The sequence below is a fragment of the Dietzia sp. JS16-p6b genome, assembly GCF_003052165.1.
Classification (GTDB): domain Bacteria; phylum Actinomycetota; class Actinomycetes; order Mycobacteriales; family Mycobacteriaceae; genus Dietzia.
The window spans coordinates 1,974,293-1,989,188 of sequence record NZ_CP024869.1; the positions used below are offsets into that span (position 1 = coordinate 1,974,293).

General features: G+C 69.5%; 15 protein-coding genes. 4 read left to right on the plus strand and 11 right to left on the minus strand.

Translation table 11 applies throughout. The annotated features are described in order from the left end of the window. Positions 1-23: 23 nt before the first annotated feature. Positions 24-1,061 carry an alpha/beta hydrolase gene (locus tag CT688_RS08995; RefSeq protein ID WP_231750268.1) on the plus strand — a complete coding sequence of 346 codons (1,038 nt, stop codon included), beginning with the start codon at positions 24-26 and terminating at the stop codon, positions 1,059-1,061. Between the two features lie 5 nt (positions 1,062-1,066). Further along, positions 1,067-2,467, plus strand: a complete 1,401-nt coding sequence (mtr, locus tag CT688_RS09000; RefSeq protein ID WP_107756623.1) for a mycothione reductase — start codon at positions 1,067-1,069, stop codon at positions 2,465-2,467. Positions 2,468-2,502: 35 nt separating this feature from the next. On the opposite strand, the gene map is transcribed toward mtr, so the two are convergent. The 5 genes from map to dxr all read right to left on the minus strand — a co-directional run bounded on the left by map (position 2,503) and on the right by dxr (position 7,955). Continuing rightward, positions 2,503-3,378: a type I methionyl aminopeptidase gene (gene map / locus CT688_RS09005; RefSeq protein WP_107756624.1), complete on the minus strand. Its 876-nt coding sequence runs from the start codon at positions 3,376-3,378 to the stop codon at positions 2,503-2,505. Between the two features lie 46 nt (positions 3,379-3,424). Then, positions 3,425-4,279, minus strand: a complete 855-nt coding sequence (locus CT688_RS09010) for a GNAT family N-acetyltransferase (protein ID WP_107756625.1) — start codon at positions 4,277-4,279, stop codon at positions 3,425-3,427. Positions 4,280-4,282: 3 nt separating this feature from the next. Continuing rightward, positions 4,283-5,431 carry a flavodoxin-dependent (E)-4-hydroxy-3-methylbut-2-enyl-diphosphate synthase gene (gene ispG, locus CT688_RS09015; RefSeq protein WP_182612891.1) on the minus strand — a complete coding sequence of 383 codons (1,149 nt, stop codon included), beginning with the start codon at positions 5,429-5,431 and terminating at the stop codon, positions 4,283-4,285. Between the two features lie 136 nt (positions 5,432-5,567). Then, on the minus strand, positions 5,568-6,785 hold the full coding sequence (locus CT688_RS09020; RefSeq protein WP_107756627.1) for an RIP metalloprotease: 1,218 nt from the start codon (positions 6,783-6,785) through the stop codon (positions 5,568-5,570). Positions 6,786-6,791: 6 nt separating this feature from the next. Beyond that, the gene (gene dxr, locus CT688_RS09025; RefSeq protein ID WP_231750269.1) at positions 6,792-7,955 is read right to left on the minus strand and encodes a 1-deoxy-D-xylulose-5-phosphate reductoisomerase; all 1,164 of its coding nucleotides are present in this window, start codon (positions 7,953-7,955) and stop codon (positions 6,792-6,794) included. Between the two features lie 164 nt (positions 7,956-8,119). Here dxr and CT688_RS09030 point away from each other — a divergent pair, with 164 nt between their 5' ends. Continuing rightward, a complete protein-coding gene (locus tag CT688_RS09030) occupies positions 8,120-8,479 on the plus strand; it encodes a DUF2631 domain-containing protein (RefSeq protein WP_107756629.1) in 360 nt (119 codons plus the stop codon). A gap of 145 nt (positions 8,480-8,624) precedes the next feature. Here the strand turns inward: CT688_RS09030 and rlmN are convergent, their stop codons facing one another. Next, the gene (gene rlmN / locus CT688_RS09035; RefSeq protein ID WP_107758108.1) at positions 8,625-9,734 is read right to left on the minus strand and encodes a 23S rRNA (adenine(2503)-C(2))-methyltransferase RlmN; all 1,110 of its coding nucleotides are present in this window, start codon (positions 9,732-9,734) and stop codon (positions 8,625-8,627) included. Between the two features lie 86 nt (positions 9,735-9,820). On the opposite strand from rlmN, the gene CT688_RS09040 reads away from it, so the two are divergent. Beyond that, entirely contained in the window at positions 9,821-10,243 is a 423-nt protein-coding gene (locus tag CT688_RS09040; RefSeq protein WP_107756630.1) for a lipopolysaccharide assembly LapA domain-containing protein, read from the plus strand. Positions 10,244-10,266: 23 nt separating this feature from the next. Here the strand turns inward: CT688_RS09040 and CT688_RS09045 are convergent, their stop codons facing one another. From CT688_RS09045 to rpsB, 5 genes are all read right to left on the minus strand, one after another. Continuing rightward, on the minus strand, positions 10,267-11,145 hold the full coding sequence (locus CT688_RS09045; RefSeq protein ID WP_107756631.1) for a phosphatidate cytidylyltransferase: 879 nt from the start codon (positions 11,143-11,145) through the stop codon (positions 10,267-10,269). A 47-nt stretch (positions 11,146-11,192) separates the two neighbouring features. Beyond that, the gene (gene frr / locus CT688_RS09050) at positions 11,193-11,750 is read right to left on the minus strand and encodes a ribosome recycling factor (RefSeq protein WP_107756632.1); all 558 of its coding nucleotides are present in this window, start codon (positions 11,748-11,750) and stop codon (positions 11,193-11,195) included. Positions 11,751-11,797: 47 nt separating this feature from the next. After that, positions 11,798-12,523 carry a UMP kinase gene (pyrH, locus tag CT688_RS09055; RefSeq protein ID WP_107756633.1) on the minus strand — a complete coding sequence of 242 codons (726 nt, stop codon included), beginning with the start codon at positions 12,521-12,523 and terminating at the stop codon, positions 11,798-11,800. A gap of 241 nt (positions 12,524-12,764) precedes the next feature. Then, positions 12,765-13,589, minus strand: coding sequence for a translation elongation factor Ts (gene tsf, locus CT688_RS09060; protein ID WP_107756634.1), 825 nt, complete (start codon positions 13,587-13,589; stop codon positions 12,765-12,767). Positions 13,590-13,791: 202 nt separating this feature from the next. Beyond that, the gene (gene rpsB / locus CT688_RS09065; RefSeq protein ID WP_107756635.1) at positions 13,792-14,688 is read right to left on the minus strand and encodes a 30S ribosomal protein S2; all 897 of its coding nucleotides are present in this window, start codon (positions 14,686-14,688) and stop codon (positions 13,792-13,794) included. Positions 14,689-14,896: the final 208 nt, after the last annotated feature.

Here is a 14,896-nt window from a genome sequence, read left to right on the forward strand (position 1 = left end):
CACACCGGACTAGGGTGGTCGTCGTGTCTCCGCCCTCCCCCGATGCCGTCGCCCCCACCGGATCCGATGCGCGGTGGATCCCGGACCTGCTGGGGCCGTCCTACCGTCGTCTCGAGCTGCCACTCGGGACCGATCCGGACGGTGAGGGACCCATCTCCGCCACCCTGGTCCGGCACGAGGACTCACCGGATCAGCCGGTCGCGGCGCTGCTGGTGGTCCACGGACTGTCCGACTACTTCTTCCACACCCATCTCGCCGAGTTCCTCGCCGATCGGGGGCTCGCCACCTACGGGGTGGACCTGCGCAAGTGCGGCCGCTCCAGGCGGGACGGACTGACGCCGCACTTCATCACCGACCTGGAGAGATACGACGAGGAACTCGACCGGTCGCTCGACGTGATCACCGCCGACCACCCGGGTCTGCCTGTCCTCGTGGCCGCGCACTCGACCGGAGGGCTCGTGGTGCCGTTGTGGCTCGCCCGCCGCCGCGACAGGGGCGCACTGGATCCCGTCGTCGGGCTGGTCCTGAACTCTCCCTGGTTCCAGCTCGACCTGCCCGACCGCGCGCGCCGGCTGGTGGACCCGGTCATCCGTGCCCTCGGTTCCGCCAGGCCCTACTACCGGCTCCCGCTGAAGACCTCGGACCGGTACGTGGTGAGCACCCACATCGATCATGACGGGGACTTCCACTTCGACACCGAGCTCAAACCCCCGGGCGGGGTGGGGGTCCGGGCCGGCTGGCTCGCGGCCGTCCGCCGCGCGCAGAAGCGCCTGCAGGCGGGGGTCGACCTCCCTCTGCCCGTCCTCCTGCTGCGGTCCACGGCCTCCTCCGTGGGCACCCACCGCGGGGACGGGGCGCCCGACGTCGACACCGACCTGATCCTGGACGTGCGGTCGATGGAGCGGTTCGCCGACCGTGTCTCGGACCGGGTCACGGACATCCCCGTCGACGGCGCCCGACACGACGTGTTCCTCTCCCGCGCGGACGTGCTCGAGGTGGTCTTCCGACACCTCGGCGACTGGTTGGACCAGATCCTCGCACCCCACACCAAGGAGTCCTGACGACAATGACCCAGACCCCCTCCCGTCACTTCGACCTCGTCGTGATCGGTACCGGAAGCGGGAACTCGCTGATCGACGAGTCGTTCGCGGACAAGTCCGTGGCGATCTGCGAGAAGGGAACCTTCGGCGGGACGTGTCTCAACGTGGGCTGTATCCCCACGAAGATGTTCGTCTACGCCGCGGACACCGCCGTCTCGATCACCCACTCGAGCACGTACGGGATCGACTCCACCCTTGACGGTGTCCGGTGGCCCGACATCGTCTCGCGGGTGTTCGATCGTCGGATCGACCCCATCGCCTCGAGCGGTGAGGACTACCGACGGAACCGGTGCGACAACGTCACGGTGTACGACGGTCACGCGAGGTTCGTGGGTCCGCGCACCATCGACACGGGGACCGGGGAGATCATCACGGCCGACTCCGTCGTGATCGCCGCGGGGGCCCGACCCCTGATCCCCCGGATCGTCACCGACGCCGGCGTCGCCTACTACACCAGCGACGATGTCATGAGGATCCCCGAGCTCCCCAGGTCGATGGTGATCCAGGGCTCCGGCTTCATCGCCTGTGAGTTCGCCCACGTGTTCTCGGCTCTCGGTGTCGAGGTGACCGTGATCGGCCGGTCGGACGTCCTGCTCAAGCACGTGGACCGGGAACTGGCGGAGCGGTTCACCGACCAGGCCCGACTGAGGTGGGACGTCCGGCTCGGGCAGCAGATCACCACGATGACCGCGACCGGCGCGGACCGGCGCGGCGTCGAGGTCACCTTCGAGGACGGGTCGACCTGTTCCGGCGACGCACTCCTGGTGGCGACCGGCCGGATCCCGAACGGCGATCTCCTGGGACTCGAGGCGGCCGGGGTGGAGATGGACATCGAGCGGGTCCGCGTCGACGAGTACGGCCGTACCACGGCCGACGGCGTGTGGGCCTTCGGGGACGTGAGCTCGCCGTACCAGCTCAAGCACGTGGCCAATCACGAGCAGCGGGTGGTCGGGCACAACCTGCGGCACCCGGACGACCTCCATCCCGTGAACCACCGACACGTGCCATGGGCGGTGTTCACCTGGCCCCAGATCGCCTCGGTGGGTCTGACGGAAGTCGAGGCCCGGGAGGCGGGATTCGACATCACGGTGAAGGTCCAGGACTACGGCGACGTGGCGTACGGCTGGGCCATGGAGGACTCGGTCGGATGCTGCAAGCTCATCGCCGACCGGGCGACCGGACTACTCCTGGGCGCCCACATCATGGGCGCCCACGCGCCGTCCCTCATCCAGATCCTCATCCAGGCCATGGAGTTCGAGATCACCGTTCCCGAACTCGCGCGTCGTCAGTACTGGATCCACCCCGCGATGGCCGAGGTGGTCGAGAACGCCCTGTTGGGTCTGGACTTCCCGGACCGGGGCTTCTGAGCCGACGTCGGGGCCACCGCGCCGACCACGCGGGGTCAGCTCCCGCTCGGTAGCGTCAACACCTCGACGCCGTCCTGAGTGACCAGCACGGTGTGTTCGAACTGGGCGGTCCACGCCTTGTCCGCCGTGGTGACGGTCCAGTCGTCGTCCCAGACGTCGAACCCCGGACCACCCAGGGAGATCATCGGCTCGACGGTCAGGGTCATACCGGGCTCGAGGACCTCGGTCCGCGACGGGTCGTCGTAGTGGAGCACCACGAGGCCGTTGTGGAACGTGGGCCCCACGCCGTGCCCGGTGAACTCCCGGACGACCGTGTAGTCGAACCGTCGTGCGTAGGACTCGATGACGCGCCCGATCACGTTGACCTCCCGGCCGGGCCGGATGGCCCTGATCCCCCGGTCCATGGCCTCCCGGGTCCGTTCGACCAGCAGCCTGTTCTCCTCCGAGACGTCGCCGGCCAGGAACGTGGCGTTGGTGTCACCGTGCACCCCGTCGATGAAGGCGGTGACGTCGATGTTGACGATGTCACCGTCCATGATCACCGTGGTGTCGGGGATGCCGTGGCAGATCACCTCGTTGAGGGAGACGCAGCTGGACTTGGGGAAGCCCTTGTACCCCAGGGTCGACGGGTAGGCGCCGTGATCGCACATGTACTCGTGGGCGATCCGGTCGATCTCGTCGGTCGTGACGCCGGGCGCCACAGCTCGCCCGGCCACGGCGAGGGCGTCGGCCGCTATGGTGCACGCGGTGCGCATCGACTCGATCACCTCGGGGGTCTGCACCCACGGCTCACCGTTGGCCTCGTCGACGCGGTCGCGCCAGACGTACTCCGGCCGTGGGATCGACTCGGGCACCGTCCGGATCGGGGTGGGGTCACCGGGGACGAGGGGATGGCGGGTGGGGGTCGTCATGGTCTCCAGGATAGGGCCGCTCGCGCGACCGGACCGGTCCGGGAGGTCACAGCAGGACGGTCGCGTAGTCGACGGCGTCGGTCATCCCGACCCGGCGGTAGGTCGCTCGGGCGGCGGTGTTGGATCCGTTGACCACGAGCGACGGAGTCAACCGGCGGGCCTGGAGGGCGGAACACACCGCGGCGATGCCACCGGTTCCGAGCCCTGCCCCCCTCCGCTCGGGTCGGACCCAGACCCCCTGGATCTGCGCCGACCACGACGAGACCGCGGCGACGTCGGCCTTGAAGAACACCTCACCGTCGTCGACCCCGATCCATGTCCTGCCCCTGGCCAGGGAACGCGCGACCCGACGCCGGAACGGGATCCCGGAACCCACCGCGAACGGATCGGAGCCCAGCTCCTCGCGGTACATCGCCGCAGCGGCGGCGAGGACCGATTCGAACTCGACCAGGGTCGCGGCCCGGACACCGCCGAGGACGAGGGCCCGGTCCACCGGGCGGCGCAGGGACATGAGGTGCTGCGAGTCCCGATACTCCCGGTGGGGACCCCAGCAGGCGCCGAGAGCGTCCCACAGTGCGGAGACCTGTTCCCTCCGCCCGTGGACGGACATCGGACCGACACCCAGGCCCGCCACGGCGACTCCGAGCGCGCGGTGATCGTGCGCGTCACCGCGCAGGGGCAGGACCGAGCTCCCCACGAACACCAACGACCTCTCGGGGCCACCCAGGGTGAGGAACCTGCCCTCCGGCCCGGGGACCGCACCGGAGGTGGCGAACTTCTCCGCAGCGGGACACGACACCAGCGGGTCGGACTCGAGGACAGCGAGGAGTGCCCGGGCCTCTCCGGGCCCCACCCCGCGGCATCCGTCGGTCGCTGCCGCAGGCGCGGCCGTGTCGGTCATGGCCTATCGCGTGACCTTGACCTGGGGGCCCTGGCCGACGGCGGCCTCCCCGACGGGTTCGCCCATCTCCTCCGCGATCCGCATGGCCTCCTCGATGAGCGTCTCGACGATCATCGCCTCCGGGACGGTCTTGATGACCTCGCCCTTGACGAAGATCTGGCCCTTCCCGTTACCCGAGGCCACACCCAGATCCGCCTCACGCGCCTCACCAGGCCCGTTGACCACGCACCCCATGACCGCGACCCGCAGCGGGACGGTCATGCCTTCGAGACCCGCGGTGACCTCGTCGGCGAGCTTGTAGACGTCCACCTGGGCACGCCCGCACGACGGGCACGAGACGATCTCGAGCTTGCGGGGACGCAGGTTCAGGGACTGCAGGATCTGCGAGCCGACCTTGATCTCCTCGACCGGCGGCGCGGAGAGGGAGACCCGGATGGTGTCGCCGATCCCCTCCGACAGCAGGGCCCCGAACGCGACCGCGGACTTGATGGTGCCCTGGAACGCGGGCCCGGCCTCGGTGACCCCGAGGTGGAGCGGGTAGTCGCTCTTCGACGCGAGCTGACGGTAGGCCTCCACCATGATCACGGGATCGTTGTGCTTGACCGAGATCTTGATGTCCCCGAACCCGTGCTCCTCGAAGAGGGACGCCTCCCACAGCGCGGATTCCACGAGCGCCTCCGGGGTGGCCTTGCCGTACTTGGCGAGCAGTCGTGGGTCGAGGGACCCCGCGTTCACCCCGATCCGGATGGGGATACCGGCCGCACCGGCCGCCTTCGCGACCTCCGCGACCCGCCCGTCGAACTCCTTGATGTTTCCCGGGTTGACCCGCACCGCCGCGCACCCCGCGTCGATCGCGGCGAAGATGTACTTGGGCTGGAAATGGATGTCCGCGATGACGGGGATCGGCGATTTGCGGGCGATCGTCGACAGGGCGTCGGCGTCCTCCTGGCGGGGACAGGCCACGCGCACGATGTCACAGCCCGACGCCGTGAGCTCGGCGATCTGTTGGAGCGTGGCGTTGACGTCGTGGGTCTTGGTGGTGGTCATGGACTGGACCGACACCGGATGATCGCTGCCCACACCGACCGGGCCCACGGCCAGTTGACGCGTCCTGCGGCGCGGTGCGAGGACCGGCGGCGGACCGTCTGGCATGCCCAGACCGACGGGGATGGAGGAGGAGTCGTTCACAACAGGGCCTTCCGTAGGGTTGCCAGCCGGGTGCTCGCTGATCGGCGTCCGCCATTATCCGCGTTCCGGGGCGCGGGGGCGAGGGCAGGAGTCCGCGCGCTCATCCCGTCAGCAGTATGGGGTTGACGAAGTCCGCCGTGATGACGATGGCGGACACGCCGATCAGCAGCACGAACACGCCGATCGTCAGCGGCGCGAGCTTCTCGTAGTCGGCCGGCCCGCCCGGCGCCAGACCGCGGAGTCGTCTCAGTGCGTCCCGGATCTTCTCGTAGAACACCACCGCGATGTGCCCACCGTCGAACGGGGTGAGCGGGACGAGGTTGAACGCCCCGAGGAACAGGTTCAGCCCGGCGAGGAAGAGCAGGAAGAGCCACCAGGCACCCTGTTCTGCCGCCTGGCCGCCGATGTGGCTCGCGCCGACGACCGAGACGGGCGAGTCCTCGGCCCGCTCGGCACCGAAGATCGACGCCGCCACCGCCGGGATCTTGGACGGGAACGAGATGAGCCCGTCGATCGTGGCCTCGATCATCTCCCCGGTGAAGACGAAGGTCGCCGGGATGGCTCCGAGCGCATCGTAGGTGTGGACCGACTGATAGGCGGGGTCGTCGAGGATCTCCCGCGGGATCCCGTCCTCGGACAGCCGGACTCCCAGTGCCCCCCTCGCCTGCCCTCCCTCGGAGGACGAGGTCAGGCTCGCCGTCGTCGTCAGTGTGTCCCCCGCCCTGTCCACCGTCACCGGCACGGTCTGGCCGGGACGCGCGGAGACCACCTCGGACAGGTCGGACCAACTGTTCACGGGCTGCCCGTCCACGGATGTGATCCGGTCGCCGGGCAGGATCCCCGCCTCACCCGCGGGGCCGACCCCGACCCCGCACCGATCCGCCGCCGCGCAGGTGTCGCCCACCACCGCAGCGACCCGGTCGGTCGGGATCGGCTGGACGTCCCTGTTGACCAGACCCCACCCCAGGGCCACCGTGTAGAAGAGCGCGATCGCCAGGACGATGTTCATGACGGGGCCGGCCAGCAGGACCGCCACACGCTTCCACCAGGCCTGACGCCACATGGCCTTCGGTTCGTCCTCCGGCGCGAGTTCGTCGTACGCGGTCATCCCGGCGATGTCGCAGAACCCGCCCAGCGGGACCGCCTTGAGGCCGTACTCGATCCCGCCACGGCGCACGGACCACAGCGTCGGCCCGAAACCGACGAAGAATCGACGGACCTTCATGCCCGACCACTGCGCCACCCTCATGTGCCCGTACTCGTGGAGCACGATCGACACCATGATCCCTAGTGCGAAGAGCACGATCCCGAGGACCATCACGGCTCAGCCCTCCCGACCCGCGACGAGGGCGGCGGCGTGCCGCCGCGCCCAGGATTCCGCCGCCGTCACGTCGTCCAGATCCCGGGGATCGGATGACCACTCGTCCGCCGCCCCGACCGTCTCCGCCACCACGTCGACGATCTCGGTGAAGCCGATCCGGCCGTCGAGGAAGGCCGGCGCGGCCTCCTCGTTGGCGGCGTTGAACACCGCCGTCCGCAGGCCCCCCGCCGATCCCGCCGCGCGGGCCACGGAGATCGCCGGGAACGTCTGCTCGTCCACGGGCTCGAACGTCCAGGTGTGTGAGGCGGAGAAATCCAGGGGGGTCGTGGCCCCGGGGATCCGGTCCGGCCACCCGAGGGACAGCGCGATGGGCAACTTCATCGAGGGAGGAGAGGCCTTGGCGATCGTGGCACCGTCGACGAAGGTCACGGCCGAATGCACCACCGACTGCGGGTGGACGGTCACCTCGATCTTGTCGTAGGGCACCCCGAACAGCAGATGCGCCTCGATGAGCTCGAGAGCCTTGTTGACCAGGGTGGCCGAGTTGAGCGTGATCATCCGCCCCATCGCCCAGGTGGGGTGCTGCAGCGCCTGCTCCGCGGTGACGTCCGCGAGCTGCGCGCGCGTCCTGCCCCGGAACGGGCCTCCGGACGCGGTGAGCACCAGTCCCGCGACCTCGTCCGCCGTGCCCGAGCGCAGGCACTGCGCCATGGCCGAGTGCTCCGAGTCCACGGGCACCAGCTGCCCCGGCGCGGCGGCGCCGGTCACCAGCGCGCCGCCGGCGACGAGGGACTCCTTGTTCGCCAACGCCAGACGGGCGCCGGTCCCCAGCGCCGCGAGTGTGGGGCCGAGGCCGATCGAGCCGTCGATGCCGTTGAGCACGACGTCCGCCTCCACTGCCCCGACCAACTCGGTCGCGGCCCCCGGCCCCTCGAACACGGTCACCTCCGGAAACTCCGCCCGGATACGCGCGGCTCCGGCGGGATCGGAGACGGCGACGTGTCCGGCGCCCGTGGCGGCGATCTGGTCGCCGAGCAGCCCGATCCGCCCGCCGCCCGCGGCCAGGCCCACCACGTCGAACCGGCCGGGGCCGGCCCCGGAGGTCACCTCCAGTGCCTGGGTACCGATCGAACCGGTGCTTCCGAGGATGAGAACGCGCGTGGTCACCTCGTCATTGTCCACGTCCGGAGCGCCCGGCGCCGCATCGCGTGGTCACGCCCGGCCCCGATGCGGGCGGGTTACCCACAGTCCCTCACCGGGCGTGTGCCAGACTGGACGCGATGTCGGCGGCCCGCGGGGCCGCCAGCGAGCCGTGAGGAGAACCGGGGAGCATGAGCGCGGACGGGCACCACACCAGCAAGGAAATCGTCGTGGGGGGCATCAGCTCGCTGGACGAGCCCTCCGTTGAATGGGGCTGGCACCAGCACAGCAGGAAGGTCGGCCTCGCCGTGGGCGGCTTCTTCGTGCTGTTCCTCCTGGCCATGCTCTTCGGCAACCACATCGGCCGGGTCGAGGACATCTGGGTGGTCGCCATCGCCCTGTTCCTCGCCGCCTGGATGTTCCACTCGCTGCGCCCGAAGAAGGATGACAGCCTGAAGAAGGCCAGGGTGTACGAGGTGCCCGCCGATCACTACTCGGTGGTCGGTGCCGCGGCGTCCGGCGCGGTCGGGACCGCTCCCGCCAAGCGCTGAGAGCCCCTGCACGGACGAGGCCGCCGCCCGCGAATCTCGCGGGCGGCGGCCTCGTCCGTGGTCCGGGGCGACCGGCCTCATCCCTTCGAGCCTCACCCCCGGCGCTCACCTCGCGAGCCTGACCCCCGGCCTCACCCCCCGGGCCTCACCCTTCGGCGGCGAGTTGGCCACAGGCGGCCGCGATCTCCTGACCCCGGGTGTCCCTGACGGTGCAGGACACCCCGGATTGCCGAACCGCCGCCACGAATGCGTCCTGTTGGTGCTTCGGGCTGGCGTCCCACTCACTGCCCGGTGTCGGGTTGAGCGGGATCAGGTTCACATGAGCCATGGGCCCGAGCCGCTGGGTGAGCAGTCGACCCAACATCTCCCCGCGCCAGGTCTGGTCGTTGACGTCGCGGATCAGCGCGTACTCGATCGACACGCGACGACCCGTGGCGTCGGCGTAGTGCCGCGCGGCGTCCATGACCTCGCTGACGGGCCACCTGTTGTTGACGGGGACCAGGGTGTCGCGCAGTTCGTCGTCGGGAGTGTGCAGGGACACCGCCAGGGTGACGTGCAGCCCCTCCTCCGCGAGCCGGTGGATGGCGGGCACCACCCCCACGGTCGACACCGTCACCGACCGCTGGGACAGTCCGAACCCCGACGGTGGCGGGGAGACGATCCCCCGGACCGCGGTGAGAACCCGCTTGTAGTTGGCCAGCGGCTCCCCCATTCCCATGAACACCACGTTGGACAGTCGGCCCGGCCCCCCGGGGACCTCACCGTCCCGCATGGCCCGGGCCGCTTCCCGGACCTGTTCGAGAATCTCGGCGGCCGAGAGATTGCGCTGGAGCCCGGCCTGCCCGGTCGCACAGAACGGGCACGCCATTCCACACCCGGCCTGGCTCGAGATACACAGCGTGGCGCGGTCGGGATAACGCATGAGGACGCTCTCGACCAGCGACCCGTCGTGGAGTTTCCACAGGGTCTTGCGCGTGGTGCCCCCGTCGGCCGCGATGTGCCGGACCGAGGAGGCCAGGCGCGGGAACAACTCCGAACCGATCTGCTCGCGCAGACCGGCCGGCAGATCCGTCATTGCACCCGGGTCCGCCTCGAGGCGACCGAAGTACTGGTTGGCGAGCTGCTTGCCCCGGAACGCGGGGACCCCGAGTTCACCCATCGCCTCGGCCCGGCCCGCGGCGTCGAGATCGGCGAAGTGACGAGGGGGAAGACCCCGCCGGGGGGCGTCGAAGACGAGGGGCAGTGGCTCAACCATGATGGGTGCCATTGTGTCAGAAGCCGGTCTGCACGACACACCGCCAGCGGATGCCGGGGGCCGGGCGGAGGGAATAGAGTCCTGGCATGCCCACGCGTTCGCACGACCCCGTAGAACCCGATCACGATCCGGCGTCGACCGACATCGCCCCTCTCGAGGACACCCACGCCTCCGCCTCGGCGCCGGTGCCCGCCGAAGGGGCCCGGGATGCCGGGCGGGGACCTGACGTCGGACTTCCCGATGTCTCGGCCGGCAGACTCGGATCGGCGTGGGTGGGGCTGGTCCTCGGTGCTCTGGTGACGATTCTGCTGCTGGTCTTCGTCGCGCAGAACACCACCTCGACCGACGTCCGATATCTCGGTCTCGAGTTCAGCCTCCCGTTGGGGGTGCTGATCCTGTTCGCCGCCATCGCCGGTGCGCTGATCATGGCGCTGTTCGCCGGGTTCCGCATCCTCCAGCTCCGTATGCGTGCCCGCCGAGCGCGCAAGGTGAGCGCCCGCGGCCGCTGACCTGCCGGCGGTGCCCGGTGCGGTCAGGTCGGGACGACGAAGGTGAAGATGATCCACACCACGACGGCGGTGGGCAGGACCGAGTCCAGGCGATCCATGAACCCGCCGTGTCCCGGCAGCATCGTACCCATGTCCTTGATCCCGAGGTCCCGCTTGACCTGGGACTCGATGAGGTCGCCCAGGGTCGCGGTGAACACGGTGAGGACGCCCAGCAGGACGCCCTTGAAGACGTTGTCATCGAACAACAACACCACGACGAGCGCGCCCCCGACGATGGCGAACACCATCGAGCCGGCGAAGCCCTCCCACGACTTCTTGGGGCTCACCGCGGGCGCCATCGGATGCTTGCCGAACAGCACGCCTGTGACGTATCCCCCGACGTCCGAACACACCACCAACAGGATCAGGGCGACGACCCGCTGGGCCCCGAAGTCGCCGTCCGCGAGCATGGCCCCGAGAGCGCCCGGGACCGCGATCCACACGAGGACGAAGACGGCGACCGAGACGTCCCGGAGGTAGTTCTGCGGTGCCGTGGTCAGGCCCGCCATCAACAGCCGCCAGACCAGGACCAGAACCGTCGTGGCGGCGAACGCAGCGAAGGCCCCTCTGGCCCCGGCGAAGAACCCGGCCCAGACCATCGCCTGCCCGCCCAGGAGCAGAGGCAGGAGCGGGAGCCGGAACTGGGCCTGCCGGAGACGCTTGAACACCTCCCAGGTCCCGATGGCGACCGCGCCGGCGGCGACCAGGTACCAGGCCCTGGGGTTGAACGCGATGCTCGCGATGACCAGCGCCCCGAGCCCGACGCCCACGGGGATGGCGCGGGTCAGGTCCCGGCCCGCCCGCGATGGTGGAGCAGCTGCCGCGGCTGTGGGCCCGGGTGGGCCTGGCGGGGCGGTGTCCACGGCATTCTCCTCGGATCTCGGGGGTCGGTCGGCGGGTGCGTCGGTGGTCAGACCTCCATGAGGTCGCCTTCCTTGCCCTTGACGAGCTCGTCCACGTCGGCCACGAAGCGGTGGGTGAGCTTGTCGAGCTCCTTCTCGGCGGCGTTGACCTCGTCCTCGCCGGCCTCGCCGTCCTTGACGATGCGCTTGAGTTCGTCCATCGCCTTTCGACGGACCCCGCGCACTGCGATGCGGCCGTCCTCCGCCTTGGCCTTGGCCTGTCTGACGAGGTCGCGACGACGCTCCTCGGTGAGTTGCGGAACCGTCACGCGGAGGACCTGACCGTCGTTGGTCGGATTGACGCCGAGATCGGAATTGCGGATGGCGTTCTCGATCGGCCCGATCTGGGACATCTCGTACGGCTTGATGATGAGCATCCGGGGTTCGGGAACCGAGACACTGGCCATCTGGGTGATGGGGGTCAGGGTCCCGTAGTACTCGCAGAGCACCCGGTTGAACATGCCGGGGTTGGCGCGACCGGTGCGGATGGCCGCGAGTTCGTCACGGACGCGCTCGACGGCCTTCTCCATCTTCTCCTCGGCCTCGAGCAGGGTGTCGTCGATCATGTGATGTCTTCCGTTCTCTACGTGAGTGAGGTGGGGGGTCCTGCGCCTCAGGCCGGGCTGCTGACGAGGGTTCCGATCTCCTCACCGGCGACCGCGCGCGCAATGTTGCCCTCGGTGAGGAGGTTGAAGACCAGGATCGGCATCTTGTTGTCCATACAGAGACTGAACGCGGTGGTGTCGGCGACCTTCAGTCCCTGTTCCAGGCACTCGCGGTGCTCGATCCGCGTGAACAGTTCGGCGTCGGGGTTGGTCCGCGGGTCGTCGGAGTAGATCCCGTCGACGGCCTTCGCCATCAACAGCACCTCCGCTTTGATCTCGAGCGCGCGTTGGGCGGCGGTGGTGTCGGTGGAGAAGTACGGCATCCCCATGCCCGCGCCGAAGATCACCACCCGTCCCTTCTCCAGATGTCGCTCGGCACGGAGGGGGATGTACGGTTCCGCGACCTGTCCCATGTGGATCGCGGTCTGCACCCGGGTCGACACGCCCTCCTGCTCGAGGAAGTCCTGGAGCGCCAGGCAGTTCATCACGGTGCCGAGCATCCCCATGTAGTCGCTGCGCGCACGGTCGAGACCACGCTGCTGCAACTGGGCGCCGCGGAAGAAGTTCCCGCCGCCGATGACGATCGCGATCTGCGCACCCGTGCGGGAGACCTCGGCGATCTGCCTCGCGACCGACTGGACCACATCGGGATCGATCCCCACGCCGCCCCCGCCGAACATCTCTCCGCCCAGCTTGAGCATCACACGTCTGTAGCCGTCCCGCGGGTCGGTCATCGCTCTCCTCGTCCCGGACGGATCGCGCCCGTCTCGTGCGTCAAACGCCCCCCGACGTCCTCGTCGGGCGGCCGTACGGCCCATGGTGGGACCTCGTCCATTCTGCCCTATCACCCCCGGCGCCACACCGCAGCCCGCGCGTTCGGAGGCCGGAACGGTCGGACACAGACCGACGGCGGCACCCGGGGGTCCGGGTGCCGCCGTCGACGTGGCATCCGCCACCGCGGATGCCGGGGAGGGATCAGGCCTGGCCGACCTCGAAGCGGAGGAACGCGGTCACCGTGGCACCCGCCTCGGACAGGAGCGCGCCGACGGTCTTCTTGCTGTCGGTGACCGACGGCTGGTCCAGCAGGACGACGTCCTTGTAGAAGCCGTTCAGACGACCCTCGACGATCTTCTGCAGAGCCTGCTCCGGCTTGCCCTCCTCGCGGGCGGTGGCCTCCGCGATCTCGCGCTCCTTGGCCACGATGTCGGCGGGCACCTCGTCGCGTGAGACGTACTGCGCCTTGAGTGCGGCGATCTGCATGGCGGCCGAGCGGGCGGCCGCCTCCGCGGCCTCGCCCTGGCCCTCGTAGGCCACTAGGACGCCGACCGCCGGCGGGAGGTCGGAGGAGCGCTTGTGGAGGTACACGGCGACCGGGCCGTCGAGCTTGCCCACTCGACGCAGGACCAGCTTCTCGCCCGACTTGGCGGAGAACGAGACCACCGCGTCGGCGACCGTCGACCCGTCGAGGTCGGCATTGTTGAGCGCATCGAGATCGGAGATGCCCTGTGCTGCGGCGACGGCGACGATCCTGTCGGCCAGCGCGATGAACTCGGCGCTCTTCGCGACGAAGTCCGTCTCGGAGTTGAGCTCGATCATGACGCCGTCCTTGACGGCGACCAGGCCCTCGGCGGTGGTGCGCTCAGCACGCTTGCCCACGTCCTTGGCGCCCTTGATGCGCAGGACCTCGACGGCCTTGTCGAAGTCGCCGTCGGTCTCCTCGAGTGCCTTCTTGCAGTCCATCATCCCGGAGCCGGTGAGCTCACGCAGACGCTTGACGTCGGCAGCGGTGTAGTTCGCCATGGTGGGGCGACCCTCCTAAAAGAGTTTCGTGATGTATCGGAAGTTGTTGGCGTCGGCCGGCCGGCGCGATCGACTCCACCCTAGACGCCGCGGCGCCGGTGGACCCCTCGCCCGCATTCACCGACACCTCGGGCCCGGCCCCCCGGGAGATCCCCGGAGGGATCGTGGGCGGCCGGGCCCGAGCTGTTCGAGCGTGCGGAGGTCAGGCCTCGGGGGCCGGAGCCTCGGAGGTCGCGGCGGCGATCTCCTGCGGGTCGGCCTCGGGGGCCTCGGCCACAGGGGACTCGGTGCCGGTGACCTGGGCGGGCGACTCGGCGCCCTCGGCCGCGGCGGTGCCGGTGACCTGGTCGAGCTGCTCGGCCTCCCACTCGGCGAGCGGCTCGGCCTCCTCGCCGGTGGCCTTGCCGGCCTGGGAGCGGGCCTTGAGACCCTCGGCGACGGCGGAGGCGATGACCCGGGTCAGGACGCTGACCGAACGGATCGCGTCGTCGTTGGCCGGGATCGGGTAGTCCACCAGGTCGGGATCACAGTTCGTGTCGAGCAGGGCGACGACCGGGATGTTGAGCTTGCGTGCCTCGCCGACCGCGATGTGCTCCTTGTTGGTGTCGACGATCCACACGACGGACGGCACCTTGGTCATGTCGCGCATACCGCCGAGGGTGCGCGCCAGCTTGGTCATCTCACGCGTGAGCATGAGAATCTCCTTCTTGGTGCGGCCCTCGAACCCGCCCGACTGCTCCATCGCCTCGAGCTCCTTGAGGCGGATGAGGCGCTGGTGCACGGTCTGGAAGTTGGTGAGCATGCCGCCCAGCCACCGCTGGTTGACGTACGGCATACCGACCTTGGCGGCCTCCTCGGCGATGGCCTCCTGGGCCTGCTTCTTGGTGCCGACGAACAGGACGGTGCCACCGTGGGCGACGGTCTCCTTGACGAACTCGTACGCCTGGTCGATGTACGTCAGGGTCTGCTGCAGGTCGATGATGTAGATGCCGTTGCGGTCGGTGAAGATGAACCGCCGCATCTTCGGGTTCCAGCGACGGGTCTGGTGGCCGAAGTGGGCACCTGCGTCGAGCAGCTGCTTCATGGAGATGACTGCCATGATGGGTTGAGGGCTCGTCCGGCTTGGAAGCAGCCGGACCGCGAGGCCCTCGTCCTCGCTTTCTGTGTATCGGGTTACGCCCGTGAGACCGGGTGGTCTCGGGCCCTGGTGTCCGCACCGGACCGAACCCCTGACGAGCAGGGGCACCTACAGGTCCGCTGTCCGGTATGGCCGGGGCTGCTCGCCCCGGGTCCGGATGCCCCCTCCG